Genomic DNA, 19,825 nt, shown 5'->3' with positions numbered 1-19,825 from the left:
ACTTTCCTATTGTAGCTGTAATGTAAGTGTTGCTCTCTTTTTACCTTTGTATAGAACATCAACCGATTGTTGTTCTCCTGATTTAAGCTCTACTTCGACAGGATCATACTTAGGGATTTGAAGTACAAATTTGGTGTGATTTCCAGCTTCCAGCTTAATCGGATAAGTTTTTTGTTTCTTCTCAAAGGGTAATACTTGATAAGCGTCACTATTAACATTAGCAATGTAGCTTCGCATTTTTGGATGGATCTTACATCCTATTCTTGTCAAAGTATTATCAGCCCAATTGACTGTCACGTTTGAGTTTTGTCCTTCATTCATTAGTCCTACATCAAATTTCACACCTGTTTTAGGGTCATTTGCAAAAATATTGTGCTGAAAACTATCGGAGTTTTTAAACGTGATTTCTCCATTATTACCAACGACAATCATTTTCTTGTCAAAAACTTTGTTTGACTGATCTAATTGTGCTTTTGCTGGGCCAACCCCTCCTTCAGCGTAAATAATTCCCACAAACGAGGGTTTCTTCACAAACTCTAAAGTTCCAGTAAGTGTCGCACTTAAGGCGCCAAATGAACAAAACATAAAAAACAACATAAAAGACTTAAACATCATATTTCCTCCTTAGGGTAAAACGGGACGTTCAATGATTATTGGATCGGTTAAAGCAGCCATAAATGCGATCAGATCCGCTTTTTCTTGTGCATTTAAATTAAGTGGTTTAATAAGTGGACTCAGGTGTTTATTTTTAATTCCACCAATATTGTAATGTTCCACCACTTCTTCTAATGTTCCCAATGATCCATCATGCATGTAAGGAGCACTCATGATGATATTGCGCAAGCCAGGAGTTTTAAACGCCCCTATCATATTCTTATTTTTATTAACCTTATAACGCCCTTCGTCTTTATCTCCAATACCAATATTGTGAAAACTATCATCGGTAAAATTAGCTCCATCGTGACATTTATCACATCTTGCTTTTCCAACAAATAACTGCAGACCTCTCATCGCAGACGGGGACATTGCCTGCGTATCACCCGCCAAATATTTATCAAACGCAGAGTTGTCGCTAATAATCGTTCTTTCAAAAGCCGCTATCGCTTTTCCTACGTTTTCAAATGTTAATTCACCATAAATATCATCGAAAGCTTTTGCATAATAGGGTACGTCATTCAGTCTTTCTAGTACCTTTACTGGTGTCATTTGCATTTCAACGTCGGACACAAGTGGCCCGAGCGCTTGCTCTTCTAAACTAGAAGCTCTGCCATCCCAAAAGAATATAGATGACCAAGCTAAGTTGTATAAATGGGGGGCATTTCGATCTAATATTGCACCACTGCTGCCATTTCCTTTAGCGACGCCGTCACTAAACCCTAACTCGGGGTTGTGGCAAGTTGCGCAAGACTGATTTTGGTTTTTGGATAATCTGGGGTCGAAAAAGAGCAGTTTACCTAGATTAATTTCCGCCTTACTATGCTCTTCATCATCCGGGTATTCGATGTCATCCACGTCAGGTGTACTTATCGTTAAACTCTCATTTGAAGCATTCAAATTCATAGAGATAAAACTCAAAATACATAAAAACAACATATACACCTTTGAGTTCATGTATAAACCCCTTTTTGCCAAATTGTTAATCAGATTAATTGACCTCAATCAAGGATTGTCTATATTTAGCGATAAATCAAAGAAAAGTTGCGGTTTTTTAAACTCAGTAGGTTCGCATGAACATCGACGCCCTAATAAATTGAATTAATTAGAGATATTATAAAATGATAAATTCGCGTTCCTCTTATAGTATCGGCGCAAAGATGCTTTTAGCCTTTGCAATTATTACTTTTCTCGGCATATTTAGTAATTTCTTCGTATACTTGACGACCACAAAAATAGGAAACAACTTTACTTCGGTCTCTAATACTTCGATTCCCCTTGTAAAGGCCAACTCACAATTGAGGCGCAGTATTTTAGAGTCTTCGACTTCTTTAAAGGATCAGATCATTACAGGTAATGATCCAAACTCAAAAAGTAACGCAATTGCTCAACAGAACAAAGCATGGAATGATGTTTTTATCCATTATCAAAGTATTGAAAAGTTGGCTGTTAACACAGGGTTTTCTCCGAAAGTACTGACTGAGATTTATGATGCTCTGATATCGCTGAAAAAAGAACAACAAGTTATTTCTAATATTGCCAACACAGTTGACAATGAACCCGCTGTAAAACTATTAGTTACCCAAGCAATTCCACTTGCTACATCCATGCTCTCGTTACTTTCTAAGATCTCAGAAATGGACATGGCGGAAGACGCCGATGACGAAGAAAAAGCAGAGCTAAACCAATTATTGGTTGAATCGCAGATTAGCTTTGCCACCGCTATCTCAGAGTTGCGTGCTTTTTTATTAACTCGGGATAAAGAAAATATAGATGGCTTTGATCAAGCATGGATTTTAAATAGTGATGCCTTTACAGAGGTTCAAGATGACTACGAAGATGCATTTACCCCTCTACAATTACAGCTTTGGCAAAACTATAGTAAAGAAAGGGAAAAACTCGCACCCATTACGATTATGGCATTTGAAAAACAAGCGAGTGAACAAGCTAACTTCGCAATTTATCATTTAAGAACGACTGTAAGCCCATTAACCGATAGAATATTCGAGAAACTAGATTCGCTCAGTGAGCATGTCGTCAATGTGTCTCAAAAAGGGATTGAAGATACTGATTCATCACTTACAGATATGCTCACAATTATTTTTATTAGTTCCATTTTGACCGTAATAATTGCCAGTACAGTTAGTATTACCTTCAGCCAAAAGTTAAAGCTAAGAGTCCAGCAACTACTAAAAAGAGCGCATAATATTTCTGGAGGTAATCTGACAACGCAAGATGACTACTTTGATATTCGCACCAATGACGAGCTAGGCCAACTTTCTGAGAGTTTTAATCATATGACTTTATCGTTATCAACGGCCATATCTACGGTCAAACGTCAGTCTCGCCAAGTCGGTCATTCTGCTCATCAGGTGGCGGCCATAGCTTCTGAGATAACGGTTGTGGCACAAAAGGAAAACGAAAGTTACTCAGACGTAATGCGAGTAACTGAATCATTTATGGATTTGTTAATTGAGTCTAGTACCGCTATTAGTGATAGTGAAAAGGTGTTAGAAGAAGCTAAAATACAAGCTGATTTAGGGATCACAGCAGTCAATAATAACCTGACAGAAATGAATCGAACGGTAGAAGTTGTAGAGCTAGCCTCCAAAGAGGTGGAAGAGCTAAAGCTTGCTAGTGAGGAAATAGAATCTGTTACCGATGCCATATCAACCGTAGCAGATCAAACCGCGCTGATAGCTCTCAATGCTGCTATCGAAGCAGCTAGGGCTGGTGAACAAGGCCGAGGGTTTGCAGTTGTAGCAGATGAAGTGAGAAACTTAGCACAACGAACAGCTAGTTCAACAGACGAAATTAGAGTTGTAATATCACAACTCATAACAAAGGTCGCTGACGTTATTAGGTTAATGTCAGACATTATTGAACAGGTAAATGTCAGCAAATCTCGTTCTGATGATAGTGGTAATACTTTGCGTTCAATGACCAAAACAATAGACAATATTATTTCTGTTAATCAGCTAGTATCTATACGCTCAAATCAACAGAGCGAGCAAATGCATGAGATGCAAATTAAGTTACAGCATTTATTTAGTTCACTTCAGCAAAATGCTGAAAAAGCTCAAATGGTATCTATGATCGGTGGGGATTTATACGTTACATCAGAATTAGTTAATCAACTGATGGATGGTTTTAATTTTGATAACGATGGCTTACGTGAATTATCTACAGAGGAACAAAGAAGTTCAACACGCTTAGAAGCCAAGGTGAAAGTTGAAGTCATTCAACAAACTAATAAACACTCAACAATTACACGCGAACTTAGCTGTACAGGTTGCGGAATTACGTTAAGCAACCAATTAAACCAAGAACTTGAAGTAGATTCAGAAGTTACGCTCGTATTTTATGTTCCCAAAAAAAGCTATCAAGCTTATATGGGCCAATCTCCTCTTAAAGTAGCCTCTCGCGTTGTCTGGCAACAAGGTGACGATATTGAGCATACATATTATGGTCTCGAATTCTTGCCAAGAAACGATAACGAACGTAAAGCAATCAAGGAGCTGTACCTATTCTTTGACGAGTAATATATTTCGCTTTTTCTAATTCCAAGCTACTTCAAAACTTAAAGCTAAACTGTGCACGAATATTTCTGGGTGCTTGTAGGTATTTTACGGGTGAGGTACCTCGGGCATTACCATGGTAAATGGCTTTATCAAATAAATTCTCTACATAAATGCCATAGCGATATTGCCCACTTTGCTTAAACACATGGACATTGAACGACGTCCAGCCATCAATTTGTTCAATGTGTGTGCCTTTACCGCCCAAGAGATTTGCCTCGGTATAAGTTTTTGCCCAGTGGTCAACAAAACCTGCTACTTTCCAACCATCATTGAGCCGATAAACCAGCCCGACCTTCACTTTGTATTTAGGGATATTAAGCGCTTGGCGATGACCATTAACCTGTTCTTCGTCTGGATACGCATATCTCAATGCCACTTGCCCACCCCAGCGCGTACCCTGAAATTTAAGCTGGTTTTCCCAACCATATACACTGTGCTCGCCCGTTATTTGTGTGCGCCACAACCCAGTTACGGGATCGAGTAATTTCTCATAAAAGTTTTCAGCCTTCATATGATAAATGGCTGAAATATTAGCAAGCTTTACATCATGCCAAGTAAAACTGCGGCTCCAGTTGAGTTCAGCCATTTTCATGGTTTGTGACTCGAGTTCATCATCCACAACTAAATCGAATTCAAAAATTGTTGGTGGCCTGAATGCTTCACCATAAGTAAATTTAATGGCTTGCTCACTATCTGGTTGGTATACAATACTTGCTCTGGGTAAGTACGCAGAATTGGTAAAGTCTTGACGATTATAACGAAGCCCCCCACTTACTTTGAGTAACTTATCATCCCAGTTAAAAGTTTTAGAGTACTGTCCATATAAGGCGTGTTTTTTTGATTTTTCTTTGTCTTCAGCCCATTCTGGCGGCGTAAATAAGGTAATTTTTCCATTTGAATCGCGGTACTTTACTTTTCTACCAATAACGGTACGCCAACCATCATAGCCAAAAATCCAATCGGTGTTTTCATCAACTTGATACTGCCACTGTGTCGCCAATCGAATGCGATCGGAAGGCCCTATATCTTCCCGTTCATTATATTGAATTAAATCGCGGTAGCCTGTCGCCGTTTCTGGAATAATCGTAGTAAGTCTGTCTTTTTCTTTATATTCTCTGAAATAGCTCACTTCTAATGTGCCGTTCCAACGCTCATTTGGAAGAAACTGCTGGCCTACATAATAATTTTCGTAACCTCGACGGGAATCATCGCCCGTTACGTAATCATAGGTTACAGCCTCAATGCCACTGACATTTTCAGCACGACTGATGTTTCCACCAATATAGAGATCTCGATACGTTATTTTGCCGTCAAACGTATAATTTTGTTCATTATTTCGAAACTCTTTAGTGGATAAGCTACGTAACGTATCCTTACTACTGCGGCTAAATTTTTGGGTATCAACAATAAACTCACGAAGCTCGTCGTAATCCTGATCGCTGCTGAAGTAACTCATGTTCAACGAAAGATTCACTTCACCTTGGCGATGATTGAGCAATACGTTGGCATGGTGTGTGCCCACTTCACCGACCAATAAATGTACCTCATTCTCTTCGCTGCCCAAACGCGTGATCACATTGATCACCCCTTGTGTTGCATTACCACCATACAGGGTTGAATTTGGTCCTTGCAAAACTTCAACCCGCTCAATTCTACTTGCTGGGAAGTTATTCATAATAAATGCTTCATTTGCGAGCAAGTTTTGCATTTCCCTGCCATCTATCAGCATTAAAGTGCCTGACATATTGCCAGTAAAACCCCGTTGACCACCGGGCAGCCAACTCCATTGATAGAAGTAATCCATATTCGGGATGCTGGCGAGTACTTCTTTAAGGTCACGCCAGCCATAATTTTCGATATCAGTGCGACTAACTACGTAGACTGTGCCAGAGGAAGATAGCCAAGGCTCGCTTTTGCGTGCAGCTACCGTGACTTCTAGCTGCTGTAACTCTTCAACTGCAAGTGAAAATATATCCAATGAATCTTCGCTCGGCTGGGCAAACACAGGCATATAAATAAAAAAAGGTATTATCAAAACGGTGCGCAATGAAGCCATATAACACTTAGTGAGTGAATATCTTGACAAAAAGTATAGTACATAAGCGCAATTGCTAAAGACGAGACATGCAAGTCACATGTGAGCAACCTCTGAACGGCGAAAGTCCGTTACTCGATTTCCGGCTATGTGACACAAGTTCCCACTTTAGCCATTAGAAAGCTGACTCATTGTTTACCGCTGCAATTTGTATTCCTGTTGCCCTTTATTTTTCTTTGTTTGCAGCGCGCGAGAATTTGTTGGCGTTCTTTAGAGTTACAATAACTCCAGTCCAATATCTCTGACAATGTTCTATAACAACCCACACACACGTCATCACCATCCAAACAGCAATGACGTATGCATGGAGAAGCCACTTGTACTTCGTCGCTCTTTTCGTCGTGCATGTTCCTGCCTTTTAATCTCAAACTAAGTATAAAACTGAGCAGCTAAATAACAAACACAGCTTATGCACTCGCATTGCACTCTAAAGCGGCATACGCGTAAAGCTAACATATGATTTGTAAAAGAGTATTGCATAGCAACATGCAATAGAGATTTTCTTTTAAAGGACTGTGTCTGACCCTCTAATCATCAGCAAATCAGTCAAATAGACGCTTTTTTAAAATTGTAAAACTTCACAGTATCTATTGGCAATTCCATTAAAAGGGACGGTCAACTATTTGAACAGGAAAAATACACAAATTTTTACATATAAAACATTCTTAAAACAAAAAATAAACATTAAAAAGTAGAAGCGCTGCATGTGCGCGAGCAAAAAACTTTAAATACAAGGATAAGAATATGAAAACTCTACTCGCAACTTCGATACTCTCACTTGGACTACTATCAGGTTCAGCCATGGCCAATTCAAGCGATGATGGTGTACTAAAGTACTCATATAGCTACGTATATCTCAAGTGTCAATCAGCATCATGTGGCGGACTCGTCACTCGCTGGCACCCCATGAAAGTCTATTACAAGCAAATTGCAGGTATCCCACCGCACAATGAAGTACGCTTATATTGGAATAAAAATGAGCCCGCTGACATCGCAGCTGGCCGTTACGAAGCACACACAGTGGGTGACTATTGCCCTGATGGTTCACGTATGACTGCAAAATGGTTTATCGGAAGTGACTTCAAGCCGACAAGTGCAATTGCTACCGATTGCGATGGCCAAGAACATACCTACTCAGTTCACGAGTTCCATTTCTAAGAACAAATCACCTATTTCTCTAGCTAACCAACGAGCGCATCGGCTCGTTGGTTTTTTGCCTCATTGAAAATAAATTTGTATTCATTTTCCATACATCTCATTTTATTTATATTGCTTTGTACAGCATTTCAACCCAAGGTTTCATGGAAATAGCATTAAAGGAGCCAGTTGTGAAAGGACGCTATCTATTACCTGTTTTACTAATTCAATTATTCAGTATAGGCTGTGACACTGCGCCGATAGGCGTATCTGTTACGATAAAAAACAGTAGTGCTCAGGCACAAACTTTACAATTCTATGTCGCAAGAAATACGATTCTAGATCCCATCTCAGTAAACACAAACAGTACATTGGAGGTATTCATTCCTGCCGATAAGATTAACAGTTCAATAAAAGAGCAAGGCTTTTTTGAAGGAAACCTGATGCTTAAATCCTCCTCCACAAATGTAGAATATGGGATATGCGGATATATTGAATTTGCGGGCAATGAGATCTGTGCACAATCGCACTTTGAGGTCACGCTTAATTAAAAATGCGAAAAGCAAAACGCCCGCTATATTGCGGGCGCTTTATTGAGATCAAGTTATATCACTTCTAATCCGCCCATATATGGACGAAGAACCTCTGGTACTACTACGCTTGTAAAATTTGCTCAGCATCTTCAAGTGCCGCCATTGAGTCTTCAGGCTTAACCAGTTGTACCAATTCAACTTTATCGAACTGGTGCTGACGAATAAGGCCACGTGTATCACGACAACAACAAAAATAGACACACACTTTTATGTCACTTCCGTCGAGCCAGATGCACAGATGTTACAATAAGCCATCCGCCATCATTGGCACATCGAGAACCAACTGCATTGGGTGTTGGATGTCGTATTTAAAGGAGATGCTTGCCAGATAAGTGAGCCTATTTCGGCGGAAAACATGGCGCTGTTCAGACGGGTCGTCCGCAATCTAGTAAAGCAGCACACGGACCGTAAAGATTCGATACGTGGTAAGTGCGTTCGGGCCAGCTTTGACGATGAATTTAGGGCTGAACTTATCTTTGGTTAATGGAATTAACAAAGTATGCTCTCACTCTGGCTCTCACCCTAGATTGAAAACAAACACCACTCTCTTAGAGTGGATTAATTAGTCGATTCTGAAAATCTCGGCTTTCCAGTTAACCGAGCCTTTCCGTTCCCAATTCATCCACTGCAAGTCTAGCTAGACAATTCGATATTTGTCCGATTTTTCCAACTCAGACACATTTTCAACCAACATAAAATCCAGACGTAAAAAAGCCTCAATAGGCTTAGAATTTTTCTGAAGTTTTGCCCGATACCCGCTAAAATGGCATTGAGTTTGTCGCCCAATATGCCTTTCAAGCGGTTTAACCCCAAATGGCCATCACTTTTCATGTGCCCGATGATGGGCTCTATCCCATTGCGCCGCTTGAGTTTTTTCTTTATCGCAGGTGTCACACCGCGTTTTTGTCCTGCGATAAAGACTTCATACCGCTCTGCCATATGACCGCGATAACCTCGGTCTACAAAACACGTAAACGGGCGAATGTTGGTGACGTCTTCGACTATTTTCAAGGTGCGATACAAGGTGTCACCATCATAAGGGTTGCCGTGCATGGCATGACAGCATAGGACAAATTGTTCCTTCACCGTCGTTGCTACGCTGACTTTTACCCCAAACTCGTACGGTTTTGCACTTTTACCTTTCGCGATGCATTCAACGTGCGGCTCATGCAGTGAGTACAGCTTCGATTTACTGAATTTATCTTGCTTGAGCAGTTTTTCAGCTTGGCGGAGTTGAACGACCATCGCCGCTGAGGGGTTGGTATCTAACTTACGAAGAATGTCGCGGAACACACGGCCAAGATACGACTTTTGTTTTTTCAATGCTTTACGCATCCGCTTGTATTGTTTGGCATGCGCATAACGACTGACTGAATTTGCGACCTTCACACCTGCTCTCGCATAGCTTTGCCGCAGTGTGATACCTGCGTGTTTGGCGAGGTCGACTAGTTTTTTACGGCATCGTTCAAGCAGTTTACTGTCGGTTGGAAAACTGATGTTCTTTTCCATCACGGTGCTATCCACCACTACTTCGCGCAAACTACTTTCTTTTACCGCGCCGACTTTTAGTCCGACATCGACGGTGAGCGACAACATCAATTCCGCACCCTGTTCGCCAATTCGCTTGCGAAAGCGAACCATCGAACTTGGGTCACACGGCATCTGATGAGTAAAAAACTGCATCCCACAAAAATACTGCCAATAGGGATTTTCACACCACATGGCGACCGTATTTTCATCCGAAAGTTTATGAATTTGTTTAAGATATTCCAATCCAGCCAATAACCGAATGGGTTTTCCCAATGCGCCAGTATCTGCACTATAAAGTTGACCAAATTCGGCTTCTAAACGCTGCCAATCAATGATGTTGGCCAATTTAACCAGTTCATGGTTGGGCGCCACGAGGTCAATCAATTCGATCGTGAACAGCTGCTTTTGTGGTGTATGGTTGGTCGCTTTTGGCTTCATTTTTAATCTCCATTTTGCAAGGTTTTGAGGGGTGAGAAAACAAACCTTGCAAAATGAGGATAGTAAGATCGTTTAGATCATCAAGAAGATCAATACATTAAGTGTTTTTCAGTGTCGACTAATTAAATTGTAGCTTATATGCAAAAAATATCGGACCTTCCATCCACCTAAAAAGCACAGAACAAATATCAGAAAAAACTAATTCATAAAAAATAAAAGAAAAAATTAAATATTTCATAAAAAAACTAAAATGAAATAAAAAATTTGCACTCCCTCAATCTTTGATTATTCTTCTTTTTGAGCTGCTCATTATGTGGTTGAGCAGTGGAAGGAACATTAACCTTACAAGGTATCTTAAAAAGGAACTTTAATCATGTCTAAAAATTTTAAAAAATCCTCATTATCTCTGGTGGGAGCATCTTTGATCATCCCTGTTCAAGCTATTGCAAGTGAAGGTAACGCTCTTTACGGCACTCCTGATAGTCTCAAAGAGTCGGTCAATCTCAATGAAACCAAGAATACGTTAAGAATAAAAATAAAAGATACACAGTTTTCAAATATTGAAAATAAATTGAATATACTGATCAGACGATTATTTGAAGATCATGACTACGCATCTTACTTCTCAGCAAATAAGTCACAGATATATCAAGAGTTAGGAGTTAATAAAGAGCAGATAGAGTAAGATCCAAGTATTAAAGTACTTGAACTAATTGCGCTCCCTGAATTTAGAAATGCTACTCAAAGACAAGACTTTGAGCAGTTATTATACATTATGATTGACAACGGACTACTTGGCAAAGACGATTTCAGCTCTCTTGAGAAGAAATATGCTGACTTTTTAAATGAAAATAAGTCAACGTATAAAGATGTTTTTGACGAAAATGGTTTAACGGACCTTTCAAAATTTGCTAACAACATAGAACCACAAATTTGTGTTACATGTATTTCGTTTGCGGCAGTTGCCGTCAATGTAGCGGCAGCCACAAACGTTGTCGCTGCAGTTGTTGCTGCAGTATATGCGGCAGTTTATCTGTGGGGTGGAACTTGTGAAAGTGCCCCTCACCCTGAAAACACAGACGATACTAAACAATTTGGAACTGTTGCTTTAACTGATAAAAGCATAGCAAAAAATAAAGATGCGGCAATGAATGCAGCCTACTTAGCTGGGTTTAATGGCTTTGAAAACTATATATACAGGGATCTAGCTAAGCTAGAAATAAAAGCGTTTTACAATGCAGCCTATCGCATTGGGTTAATAAAAAATGAAGAAACTCTGTCGTTCATAATTGACAGCGCGATGGCTGAAATAGACTCATCATTAGAAGTTCCAAACTATAACCCTCAGTGTCTATAGGTAGGTGAAAAATGGAATTACCATCACCGAAGACACTCACTATTTTGCCAACCTATAGGTGTACCGCTGCTTGCAAGGAATGCTGTTTTGAGTCAAATCCAAGCTTAAAATCAAAGCTAAGCCTTGACGAAATCTGTAACTGTATAAATGAAGCCGTGGCTACATTTCCCAAATTACAAAACGTAGTCTTTAGTGGAGGTGAGTGTTTTACGCTAAAAGATGATCTTTTTTCTGCTATTGCACTTGTTTCCTCCTATGCTTTAAAAAGCAGGTGTGTTACCAATGGTTACTGGGCAAAAACAACAAGCAGCGCAATGAAAATAGCAAAAAAGCTATCTACGGCACGACTGTATGAAATTAATTTCAGTACTGGACTGGATCATCAGAAGTATGTAGATGAAAGTACGATCATTAACGCTGTAAAAGCTTGTGCTAATTTTAATGTAAAGCCATTAATTATGGTTGAAAAAGATTCCCATGACTCTAGATGCAGAGCTTCCTTAGAAGAGAATGATGATATAAAGGAGTTACTCAGCAAGAAAAAATTAGTTATTAACAGTAATACGTGGATGCCATTTCAAAAAGACTACACCGATCGTGGTTTTCAAATCGCTCCAGAAGATCTTAATACTGGTTGCGAACAAGTCTTTGAAAACATTGTTATTACACCGCATGGTAGAATATCTAGCTGCTGTGGGCTAACATTCGAACATATCAATGAAATGAAAATTGGTAATATTTACAAGAAGGACTTTTTAAAGGTCGCCCATGAATCTCAACTGGAAGATTTTCTGAAGATATGGATAAAAGTTGATGGTCCGGCGAGAGTCATAGCATTACTCATGGGAGAGGATTACATTGCAAACAATATAGGAACAATGAATCATAATTGCCAAGCGTGCGTATATTTACACAAAGATGAAAAGATACTTAAAACGTTAAAACAAAGATACCCAGAGTTTTTACCAAGTGTAATGCTCAGATACAAAGCTAAAAATGGACTAGATTCTCGCTTAAATAATAGGAGTGAATATGGAAGATTATTATAATGTTCAGTATGGATTCTCATTTTTATTTATCATAATATTAATTATGGCCATTGCACTTTTTATAATGAAAAGCAATAGCTTTATCGCTTACTTTTTATTTGCTGTTTCACTTGCAATATCTGTAAATTTTTACAGCTTAAGTATTAATGTTTCTAATAGCGAAATAAAATGGGAAATGGGGTTAGGGTTAATTTCTGGTAGTATTGAAATAGCTCAAATTGAGCAAGTTAACTCAGTTAGCAACCCGTGGTATGCAGGCTGGGGCATAAGAGAAATCAGCAATGGTAAGCTTTACAATGTGTCAGGATTTAAAGCGGTTCATATTAAAATGAAAGATGGAAAAAACGTTCGATTAGGCACTAATGAACCTAATAAACTCGAATCAGTCATTAAGAGTAAGTTGACTAACTAATTTACAGATAATTTTTTAATATAGCTTTTTCTGAGCGAAGTAAGATAGGCTCCATTTCGTTCGCTAAGCCATATTTCTCATAAATTATTCTAAAGCTAATTTACAATCATTTAGATCATATAATAAAAAAGCGCCCATTTTACCATGAGCGCTTTTTTAACTTAATAAAAGCAGTCTATTAACTGATCACTTCTAATCCGCCCATATATGGACGAAGCACTGAAGGCACAACCACACTGCCATCTGCTTGTTGATAGTTCTCTAAGATAGCCACTAAAGTACGACCAACCGCTAAGCCTGACCCATTCAATGTGTGCAGTAGCTCTGGCTTTTTCTCGCCTTGACGACGGAAACGTGCTTGCATACGACGCGCTTGGAAATCCCACATGTTTGAACATGACGAGATCTCTCGATAAGTATTTTGCGCTGGTAACCACACTTCTAAATCGTAAGTTTTAGTTGCACCAAAGCCCATATCACCAGTACACAGAATGACTTTACGGTATGGCAGCTCTAACGCTTGTAAAATTTGCTCAGCATGGCCTGTTAGCTCTTCAAGTGCCGCCATTGAGTCTTCAGGCTTAACCAGTTGTACCAATTCAACTTTATCGAACTGGTGCTGACGAATAAGACCACGTGTATCACGACCATAGCTACCTGCTTCACTTCTGAAGCATGGTGTGTGTGCCGTCATGCGAATTGGTAACTCTTTCTCGTCATAAATTTCATCACGCGCACAGTTTGTTAACGGTACTTCCGCCGTTGGGATCAAGCTAAAGCCATCTTGCTCAACACCATCATCGCTTACCAAACCTTTAGTGTGAAACAAGTCTTCAGCAAACTTAGGTAATTGACCAGTACCAAATAAGCTGTCTTTGTTCACAAGTAACGGTACATACATTTCTGTATAACCGTTTTTGTCTGTGTGTGTATCAAGCATAAACTGCGCAAGTGCACGGTGCATACGCGCAATACCGCCACGCATGACAGAAAAGCGAGAACCACTGAGTTTTACGCCTGTTTCAAAGTCTAGCCCTTTGCCCAGAGTATCACCTAAATCAACGTGATCTTTTACTTCAAAGTCATATTGTTTCGGCTCGCCCCACTTGAGAATCTCAACGTTTTCGTTTTCATCTTTACCTTCTGGCACTTCATCAGCAGGTAAGTTTGGCAATGACATTGCGATATCGTTTAATTGCGCAAGAATATTGTCTTGTTCTTCTTTTGCAGCAGCAAGTTGGTCGCCTAAATTTGCCACGGCATCTAACAAAGGTTGTACGTCTTCACCTTTTGCTTTTGCTTGACCAATGGCTTTGGAACGGCTGTTACGCTCACTTTGTAGTTCTTGAGTTTGAGTTTGTAATGCCTTGCGCTTTTCTTCTAGCGCGTTGATTGCTTCAACATCCAGATCAAAGCCACGCTTTGCTAAGCGTGCCGCTGCTTCTGCAATGTCTTGACGTAAGTATTTTGAATCTAACATTTGCTATTTTTAACCTTTTTGCATGACCAAGCAAAGGCCCAACCAAGCCATAAAAATACACACAACCACGTTGAGTGTGACATTAAGAGCCATTTTCAGAACCTGTCCTTGTTGTAACAACAACACAGAATCCATGGAAAATGTTGAAAACGTTGTTAATGCGCCCAAAAATCCAATACCGATTAAGGTTTTGGCTGGGCTGACGGTAATAATTTGTTTTTCGATTAAACCGTAAAGAATGCCCATTAACAGTGAACCGAGAATATTAACGGTCAATGTACCAAAAGGGAATCCCTTACCCAAGAGTTTTAGCATTATATCGTTAATGAAAAATCTCAGACAGGCACCCAGAGCGCCGCCAAAAGCAATGGTGAGGTACATTTTAATCATCTTGATACCTTTTTTGCGCGCTTTGTTGATTTTGTTGCGCTAGATACTCTAATTTGGTTTTTATCTGTTTCTCAAGACCGCGCTCAGTTGGGAAGTAGTATTGCCTATCTTTGATACTTTCTGGGAAGTAATTTTCACCCGCAGCAAAAGCACCTGGCTCATTGTGCGCATAGCGATACTCGTCACCATATCCCAACTCTTTCATTAATTTGGTGGGGGCGTTTCGCAAATGCACAGGGACCTCGTGATCGGCGTCACTCATTGCATCTTGCTTCGCTTGATTAAATGCCATGTAGACTGCATTACTTTTTGGTGCGCTAGCTAAGTATATGGTTGCTTGAGCAATAGCACGCTCCCCTTCGCTGGGGCCAACGCGTTGATATATGTCCCATGCATTAAGTGCCACTTGCATCGCTCTTGGATCGGCATTACCAATATCTTCTGTGGCAATCGCAAGCAGGCGTCTAGCAACATAAAGCGGATCGCCACCACCTGCCAAAATGCGGCAATACCAATATAAGGCGGCATCTGGGCTACTGCCTCGTACCGATTTATGAAAGGCTGAAATCAAGTCGTAATAAAGGTCACCGCCCTTATCATATTTGGCTAAATGGCTGGGTAAAACATGCACCAACACCTGTTCGTCTATCACAACTTGGTTATCGTTACGCTGTGCCAAGTCTATCGCTTGCTCTAACAAATTAAGTGCTTTACGCGCATCCCCGGTACTGGCTTTAGCCAGCGCCAGAAGAGCCTGACTACTCATTGTTACCTCAAGTTGACTGAGCTGCTCATCCTGTTCAAGCGCGCGATTGAGCACACTGACAAGTTCGTCCTCGCTCAATGCCTTCAGGGTATAAACTCGAGCTCGAGATAAAATCGCGTTATTTAATGCAAAACTGGGATTTTCCGTAGTCGCACCAATAAAAATAAAGGTGCCATCTTCAATGTGAGGTAAAAATGCATCTTGCTGAGATTTATTAAAACGGTGTACTTCGTCAACAAACAACAAGGTACGTTGCCCTTGTGTGAGTCGATTCTTGGCTTCAACAACCGCTTCGCGGATTTCTTTCACGCCCGAGGTAACAGCAGATAATCTTGTTAATTGCGCACTAGCATGATGAGCGATAATTTCAGCAATGGTGGTTTTACCCACCCCCGGCGGCCCCCAGACAATTAAACTATGACAGCGGCCGGCCTCAATCGCCTTATACAAAGGCTGGTCCGGGCTTAAAATATGTGATTGACCAATATACTGCGCCAAACAAGTTGGCCGCATACGCGCGGCCAATGGTCTTACATCTGGGGCAAAGTCAAAACCCAAATTACTCAAAAGAATTATTCACCTTGTGTTTGGTCATCAACTACAACGTCAGCAGGCATGGTAAATGAGAACAGTGCTGTGTCTAATTCCGTATTCAACTTACTCTGTTCAAAACGAAATGTTGAAACCTGGCCAGAGACGTCTTTTACGCTCATAGATTTTAACGTGTCTTGTTCCGCAAACACCAGCTCTAGCGCTTCGACCTGAGACTCTACGCCTTCGTTAGGCGTGATTTTGTAGCCGATTTCCGTCTCAGCCACTTGATATTTAGACCACTGTTCATTAGCGCGCGTGGTCAATAGTACAAACGGCGTTGTGTTGATAAGACTTGTGGTTTTCATCACCGTTACTTGCTCAGCAAACATGTCGTAATAATAAGTTTTACTACCATCCGATACCAACAGTGTTTCGTCAGGTTGCTGTTGTTGCCAACGAATTTTCAGTGGATGAGCGAGTGCGATATTGCCAGCGCCTTGCTGTAAAACCGAGCCTTCTTCATCAGTCACTTGTTGAGAAAACTGGGCTTGAAAGGTATTGATTTTTTCAAGCTTTAACTTTAAATCGCTGGCAGCGTCAGCAAACGCATGACCACTGATCACCATACTTGCGCATAACGCTGCGGCTTTAATTATAACCTGTTTCATTCTCATTAATTTGCTCCTCCTCTCGGTACGAGTACTTCTCGAGCACCATTATGACCGGGCGCACTCACCACGCCCGATGCTTCCATTTGTTCAACTAAACGCGCAGCACGATTATAACCGACACGAAGCTTGCGCTGCACACTTGATACAGACACTTTACCCGACTCAATCACAAAGCCAACCGCTTCGTCATACAACGGATCTGACTCATCGTCGCCACCTTCAGCAGCCTCACCCGGCAACAAAATATCTTCAGTGGCATCGCCACATAAAATTTCTTCTATATAGTTAGGCTTACCTCTGGTTTTCCAGTCGTTCACAACCGCGTGTACTTCATGGTCATCAACAAAAGCACCGTGAACACGAACTGGCACACTCGTTCCCGGCGGCAAGTAAAGCATATCACCCATGCCTAATAAGTTTTCTGCACCTTGTTGGTCCAAAATCGTTCTTGAGTCAATTTTACTCGATACTTGGAACGCCATTCGAGTAGGAATATTCGCTTTTATCAAACCTGTAATTACATCAACAGATGGACGTTGCGTTGCAAGGACCAAGTGAATCCCCGCCGCACGCGCTTTTTGTGCGATACGCGCAATCAGCTCTTCTACTTTTTTGCCCACAATCATCATCATGTCGGCAAATTCGTCAATCACAACCACGATGCTCGGCAGTTTATCAAGCTCTTGCGGGCCTTCAGCCATGCCATCAGTATCTTTAAACAAAGGATCTAAGATAGGCTGCCCTGCTGCTTTGGCGTCCAACACTTTCTGGTTATAACCTTTTAAGTTACGCACGCCCAGTGCCGACATCAGTTTGTAACGGCGCTCCATCTCACCCACACACCAACGCAGTGCATTGGCGGCTTCTTTCATGTCTGTGACCACTTCACACAATAAATGTGGAATACCTTCATATACTGAAAGCTCTAGCATTTTAGGGTCAATCATGATCATACGCACGTCTTCAGGCGGCGACTTATACAGCAAGCTTAATATCATGACATTAACGCCAACTGACTTACCTGAACCCGTTGTACCAGCCACCAGCAAGTGTGGCATTTTCGCAAGGTCCGCCACCACAGGCTGACCGGCAATGTCTTTACCTAATACCATGGTCAACGGTGACGCATTTTGCTCAAACTTAGGCGCATTAATTACTTCAGACAGACGCACAATTTCGCGGTGCTTGTTCGGAAGCTCAAGGCCAACATAGGTCTTGCCAGGAATAACCTCAACAACACGTACACTCACTGCAGACAGCGAACGCGCTAAATCTTTCGCAAGGCCCGTGATCTTAGCCACTTTAATACCCGGTGCTAAGTCCAGTTCAAATCGGGTTACCACTGGGCCCGGATACACTCCAACCACGCTTGCTTGAATATTGAAGTCTAATAGCTTGACCTCGACAAGTCGTGAAACCGCATCCAGCTCTTCTTTTGAAATCGGGTTTTTCTGTTTGTCAGGTCTATCAAGCAAGTCCAATGACGGAAGTGGGTCCATAGGAGGACGTTCTTCCAGCAAGGCTTCAAACTTTTCTTTCGCAGACGGCTCTGGTTTAAAGGTAGATTGTGGTTGCACCGAGTTTGCTGGCTTAAGAGGTCTTGCTGGAGAGACCACCGTTGTTTGCTTAACAGGCTCTGCGGCTGATTCATCCAATGCATTGAGCGCTGAAGCTGTATCAAAGCCCTCATCGTCAATTGCAGAGAAATTAATTTCCTGCTCAAGAATATCATCCAGTTCGTCAAATACTGATGGGTCATGAGGCTCGCCGATGCTCGGCGGTACTTTTTCCTCAATCTTTTCTTTTTTAGAAAATAACTTTTCTTTTAAGCTAAGTGGTTTAGGTTCAATCTCGTTATTAGTTGCAAGGTTGTCATCTGGCTCCACTTCATTGAATTCAGCATCTTGCTCTATAACGTCATGTACTCGGTCGCTTACTGACAACTGTGACTTTGATTCCCAACGCGCTTCCAATTTGGCAGATAGCCATCTGAAAAACTGCACCACCTTTTCACCCAAATAGTCCACAAATTCAACCCACGAAACACCTGTGAGCAAAGTTAAACCGGCGAAAAAGAAGCAAAGTAATAAAATTGAAGTACCAGTAAAGTTAAATGCAGGCATCATAGCCCCTGCAATCACATCACCGACTACCCCACCTGACGAAACACTAAAAATATCATCAAAGTTAATGCTACTGATGGCACTGGCTGAGGCAATAAATAAAGTTAGGCCAATCACACGTAAACCAAGCGTCGTGTAATCAAGCTGGAAAATTTTGTGCGGTTTTTTGAATAATAAATAGCCCAAAATTTGAATACCCGCAGGCACCAAAAAAGCCAACCAGCCTAAACTGACGAGTAAAATGTCAGCAACCCAGGCACCAGCAGAGCCTGTAATGTTTTTGACTTGAACATATTCGCTAGTTTGAGACCATGCAGGGTCTGCTGGGTCGAAACTGATCAGCGCGCACAAAATAAAAATGGCGGCTGCCGTACTCACGATTAATCCGGTTTCAAGGAGGCGTTGTACACCATTTAGACGCATACTGGCGTTTTCCTCTATTTTTGTTCTTTTATTAACAATTTATAGGCACACCTTAGCAAGAAAAGGCTTATGGTGCATAGGGTTTTATTATTTCTCCCTCTTCCCCTTTTACCTCTTCCATGACCACATAAGTGCGACTTTCACTCACATTGGGTAATTTTAATAAAATTTCACCTAACACGCCTCTATATTCTGACATATCGGTCACTCGAGTTTTTAATAAAAAGTCGAAGTTTCCTGATACAAGGTGGCATTCAATAATTTCGTCATGCTGACGAACCGCTTGATTAAACCGGTCAAAAACATCAGGAGAGTTCTTATTTATAGTAATTTCTACGTAGACGAGCAGCCCTTGACCTAGTTTAGCAGGATCCACTACCGCTTTATAACCACGGATAAACCCTTCTCGTTCAAGTTTTTTTACTCTTTCTAAACATGGCGTAGCGCTCAAACCTATGCGCCGCGCGAGTTCGACGTTAGAAATACGTCCATCTTTTTGTAGTTCGACTAAAATTTTTCTGTCGATTCGATCTAATTGTTGATGCATTCTGGATAGTTTTTTCTACTGTTTCAGATAAAACATTAGTATATA

General features: G+C 40.9%; 19 protein-coding genes and 1 pseudogene. 8 read left to right on the top strand and 12 right to left on the bottom strand.

Annotation, left to right across the window (positions count from 1 at the left end; genetic code table 11):
• Positions 1 to 6 precede the first annotated feature (6 nt).
• Together AC5FX4_RS10490 and AC5FX4_RS10485 are read right to left on the bottom strand one after the other, a co-directional pair.
• Entirely contained in the window at positions 7 to 615 is a 609-nt protein-coding gene (locus AC5FX4_RS10490) for a cupredoxin domain-containing protein (protein WP_493606345.1), read from the bottom strand.
• 9 nt (positions 616 to 624) lie between these two features.
• Positions 625 to 1,611, bottom strand: coding sequence for a cytochrome-c peroxidase (locus AC5FX4_RS10485; RefSeq protein ID WP_493606344.1), 987 nt, complete (start codon positions 1,609 to 1,611; stop codon positions 625 to 627).
• 164 nt (positions 1,612 to 1,775) lie between these two features.
• Here AC5FX4_RS10485 and AC5FX4_RS10480 point away from each other — a divergent pair, with 164 nt between their 5' ends.
• A complete protein-coding gene (locus tag AC5FX4_RS10480; protein ID WP_493606343.1) occupies positions 1,776 to 4,196 on the top strand; it encodes a methyl-accepting chemotaxis protein in 2,421 nt (806 codons plus the stop codon).
• Positions 4,197 to 4,227: 31 nt separating this feature from the next.
• On the opposite strand, the gene AC5FX4_RS10475 is transcribed toward AC5FX4_RS10480, so the two are convergent.
• The gene (locus tag AC5FX4_RS10475) at positions 4,228 to 6,291 is read right to left on the bottom strand and encodes a TonB-dependent receptor plug domain-containing protein (RefSeq protein ID WP_493606342.1); all 2,064 of its coding nucleotides are present in this window, start codon (positions 6,289 to 6,291) and stop codon (positions 4,228 to 4,230) included.
• A gap of 167 nt (positions 6,292 to 6,458) precedes the next feature.
• Positions 6,459 to 6,677 carry a DUF1289 domain-containing protein gene (locus AC5FX4_RS10470; protein WP_493606341.1) on the bottom strand — a complete coding sequence of 73 codons (219 nt, stop codon included), beginning with the start codon at positions 6,675 to 6,677 and terminating at the stop codon, positions 6,459 to 6,461.
• 397 nt (positions 6,678 to 7,074) lie between these two features.
• On the opposite strand from AC5FX4_RS10470, the gene AC5FX4_RS10465 reads away from it, so the two are divergent.
• Both AC5FX4_RS10465 and AC5FX4_RS10460 read left to right on the top strand, forming a co-directional pair.
• Positions 7,075 to 7,488 (top strand): hypothetical protein, encoded by a 414-nt coding sequence (locus AC5FX4_RS10465; RefSeq protein ID WP_493606340.1) that lies wholly within the window; start codon positions 7,075 to 7,077, stop codon positions 7,486 to 7,488.
• 170 nt (positions 7,489 to 7,658) lie between these two features.
• Positions 7,659 to 8,018 carry a hypothetical protein gene (locus tag AC5FX4_RS10460; protein ID WP_493606339.1) on the top strand — a complete coding sequence of 120 codons (360 nt, stop codon included), beginning with the start codon at positions 7,659 to 7,661 and terminating at the stop codon, positions 8,016 to 8,018.
• A 103-nt stretch (positions 8,019 to 8,121) separates the two neighbouring features.
• Here the strand turns inward: AC5FX4_RS10460 and AC5FX4_RS10455 are convergent, their stop codons facing one another.
• Positions 8,122 to 8,265 (bottom strand): hypothetical protein, encoded by a 144-nt coding sequence (locus tag AC5FX4_RS10455; RefSeq protein ID WP_493607853.1) that lies wholly within the window; start codon positions 8,263 to 8,265, stop codon positions 8,122 to 8,124.
• Here AC5FX4_RS10455 and AC5FX4_RS10450 point away from each other — a divergent pair.
• A pseudogene (locus tag AC5FX4_RS10450) lies at positions 8,248 to 8,544 on the top strand (ISAs1 family transposase); the annotation flags it as partial. The gene AC5FX4_RS10455 and the pseudogene AC5FX4_RS10450 overlap by 18 nt on opposite strands.
• A gap of 149 nt (positions 8,545 to 8,693) precedes the next feature.
• On the opposite strand, the gene AC5FX4_RS10445 reads toward AC5FX4_RS10450, so the two are convergent.
• Positions 8,694 to 10,028, bottom strand: a complete 1,335-nt coding sequence (locus AC5FX4_RS10445) for an IS5 family transposase (protein ID WP_493605013.1) — start codon at positions 10,026 to 10,028, stop codon at positions 8,694 to 8,696.
• Between the two features lie 373 nt (positions 10,029 to 10,401).
• On the opposite strand from AC5FX4_RS10445, the gene AC5FX4_RS10440 reads away from it, so the two are divergent.
• The 4 genes from AC5FX4_RS10440 to AC5FX4_RS10425 all read left to right on the top strand — a co-directional run bounded on the left by AC5FX4_RS10440 (position 10,402) and on the right by AC5FX4_RS10425 (position 12,846).
• Complete coding sequence (locus tag AC5FX4_RS10440) at positions 10,402 to 10,713, top strand: hypothetical protein (RefSeq protein WP_493606338.1); 312 nt, start codon at positions 10,402 to 10,404, stop codon at positions 10,711 to 10,713.
• A 90-nt stretch (positions 10,714 to 10,803) separates the two neighbouring features.
• A complete protein-coding gene (locus tag AC5FX4_RS10435) occupies positions 10,804 to 11,385 on the top strand; it encodes a hypothetical protein (protein ID WP_493606337.1) in 582 nt (193 codons plus the stop codon).
• Positions 11,386 to 11,396: 11 nt separating this feature from the next.
• Entirely contained in the window at positions 11,397 to 12,434 is a 1,038-nt protein-coding gene (locus AC5FX4_RS10430) for an SPASM domain-containing protein (protein ID WP_493606336.1), read from the top strand.
• Positions 12,418 to 12,846, top strand: a complete 429-nt coding sequence (locus AC5FX4_RS10425) for a hypothetical protein (protein ID WP_493606335.1) — start codon at positions 12,418 to 12,420, stop codon at positions 12,844 to 12,846. The genes AC5FX4_RS10430 and AC5FX4_RS10425 overlap by 17 nt, the downstream gene beginning before the upstream one ends.
• Before the next feature lie 178 nt (positions 12,847 to 13,024).
• Here AC5FX4_RS10425 and serS read toward each other — a convergent pair whose 3' ends face one another.
• From serS to lrp, 6 genes are all read right to left on the bottom strand, one after another.
• Positions 13,025 to 14,326: a serine--tRNA ligase gene (gene serS, locus AC5FX4_RS10420; protein ID WP_493606334.1), complete on the bottom strand. Its 1,302-nt coding sequence runs from the start codon at positions 14,324 to 14,326 to the stop codon at positions 13,025 to 13,027.
• Positions 14,327 to 14,335: 9 nt separating this feature from the next.
• A complete protein-coding gene (crcB, locus tag AC5FX4_RS10415) occupies positions 14,336 to 14,716 on the bottom strand; it encodes a fluoride efflux transporter CrcB (RefSeq protein ID WP_493606333.1) in 381 nt (126 codons plus the stop codon).
• Positions 14,709 to 16,049, bottom strand: a complete 1,341-nt coding sequence (locus AC5FX4_RS10410) for a replication-associated recombination protein A (RefSeq protein WP_493606332.1) — start codon at positions 16,047 to 16,049, stop codon at positions 14,709 to 14,711. Before AC5FX4_RS10410 ends, crcB begins: the two co-directional genes overlap by 8 nt.
• Before the next feature lie 5 nt (positions 16,050 to 16,054).
• Positions 16,055 to 16,684 (bottom strand): outer membrane lipoprotein periplasmic chaperone LolA, encoded by a 630-nt coding sequence (lolA, locus tag AC5FX4_RS10405; protein WP_493606331.1) that lies wholly within the window; start codon positions 16,682 to 16,684, stop codon positions 16,055 to 16,057.
• A gap of 5 nt (positions 16,685 to 16,689) precedes the next feature.
• Entirely contained in the window at positions 16,690 to 19,233 is a 2,544-nt protein-coding gene (locus tag AC5FX4_RS10400; RefSeq protein ID WP_493606330.1) for a DNA translocase FtsK, read from the bottom strand.
• 67 nt (positions 19,234 to 19,300) lie between these two features.
• Positions 19,301 to 19,780, bottom strand: coding sequence for a leucine-responsive transcriptional regulator Lrp (gene lrp / locus AC5FX4_RS10395; protein ID WP_190363691.1), 480 nt, complete (start codon positions 19,778 to 19,780; stop codon positions 19,301 to 19,303).
• Between the last annotated feature and the right edge of the window lie 45 nt (positions 19,781 to 19,825).

The sequence above is a fragment of the Pseudoalteromonas sp. ATL1 genome (assembly GCF_058933015.1).
The sequence above is the reverse complement of the archived record's forward strand: the minus strand, read 5'-3'. Positions and strand labels throughout refer to the sequence as shown.

Coding starts and splice junctions, on each gene's coding strand:
- AC5FX4_RS10430 (WP_493606336.1), top strand. CDS start 11,397: ATGGAATTACCATCACCGAAGACACTCACTATTTTGCCAACCTATAGG.
- AC5FX4_RS10435 (WP_493606337.1), top strand. CDS start 10,804: ATGATTGACAACGGACTACTTGGCAAAGACGATTTCAGCTCTCTTGAG.
- AC5FX4_RS10470 (WP_493606341.1), bottom strand. CDS start 6,677: ATGCACGACGAAAAGAGCGACGAAGTACAAGTGGCTTCTCCATGCATA.
- AC5FX4_RS10465 (WP_493606340.1), top strand. CDS start 7,075: ATGAAAACTCTACTCGCAACTTCGATACTCTCACTTGGACTACTATCA.
- AC5FX4_RS10425 (WP_493606335.1), top strand. CDS start 12,418: ATGGAAGATTATTATAATGTTCAGTATGGATTCTCATTTTTATTTATC.
- AC5FX4_RS10445 (WP_493605013.1), bottom strand. CDS start 10,028: ATGAAGCCAAAAGCGACCAACCATACACCACAAAAGCAGCTGTTCACG.
- AC5FX4_RS10475 (WP_493606342.1), bottom strand. CDS start 6,291: ATGGCTTCATTGCGCACCGTTTTGATAATACCTTTTTTTATTTATATG.
- AC5FX4_RS10485 (WP_493606344.1), bottom strand. CDS start 1,611: ATGAACTCAAAGGTGTATATGTTGTTTTTATGTATTTTGAGTTTTATC.
- AC5FX4_RS10440 (WP_493606338.1), top strand. CDS start 10,402: ATGTCTAAAAATTTTAAAAAATCCTCATTATCTCTGGTGGGAGCATCT.
- serS (WP_493606334.1), bottom strand. CDS start 14,326: ATGTTAGATTCAAAATACTTACGTCAAGACATTGCAGAAGCAGCGGCA.
- crcB (WP_493606333.1), bottom strand. CDS start 14,716: ATGATTAAAATGTACCTCACCATTGCTTTTGGCGGCGCTCTGGGTGCC.
- AC5FX4_RS10400 (WP_493606330.1), bottom strand. CDS start 19,233: ATGCGTCTAAATGGTGTACAACGCCTCCTTGAAACCGGATTAATCGTG.
- AC5FX4_RS10490 (WP_493606345.1), bottom strand. CDS start 615: ATGATGTTTAAGTCTTTTATGTTGTTTTTTATGTTTTGTTCATTTGGC.
- lrp (WP_190363691.1), bottom strand. CDS start 19,780: ATGCATCAACAATTAGATCGAATCGACAGAAAAATTTTAGTCGAACTA.
- lolA (WP_493606331.1), bottom strand. CDS start 16,684: ATGAAACAGGTTATAATTAAAGCCGCAGCGTTATGCGCAAGTATGGTG.
- AC5FX4_RS10480 (WP_493606343.1), top strand. CDS start 1,776: ATGATAAATTCGCGTTCCTCTTATAGTATCGGCGCAAAGATGCTTTTA.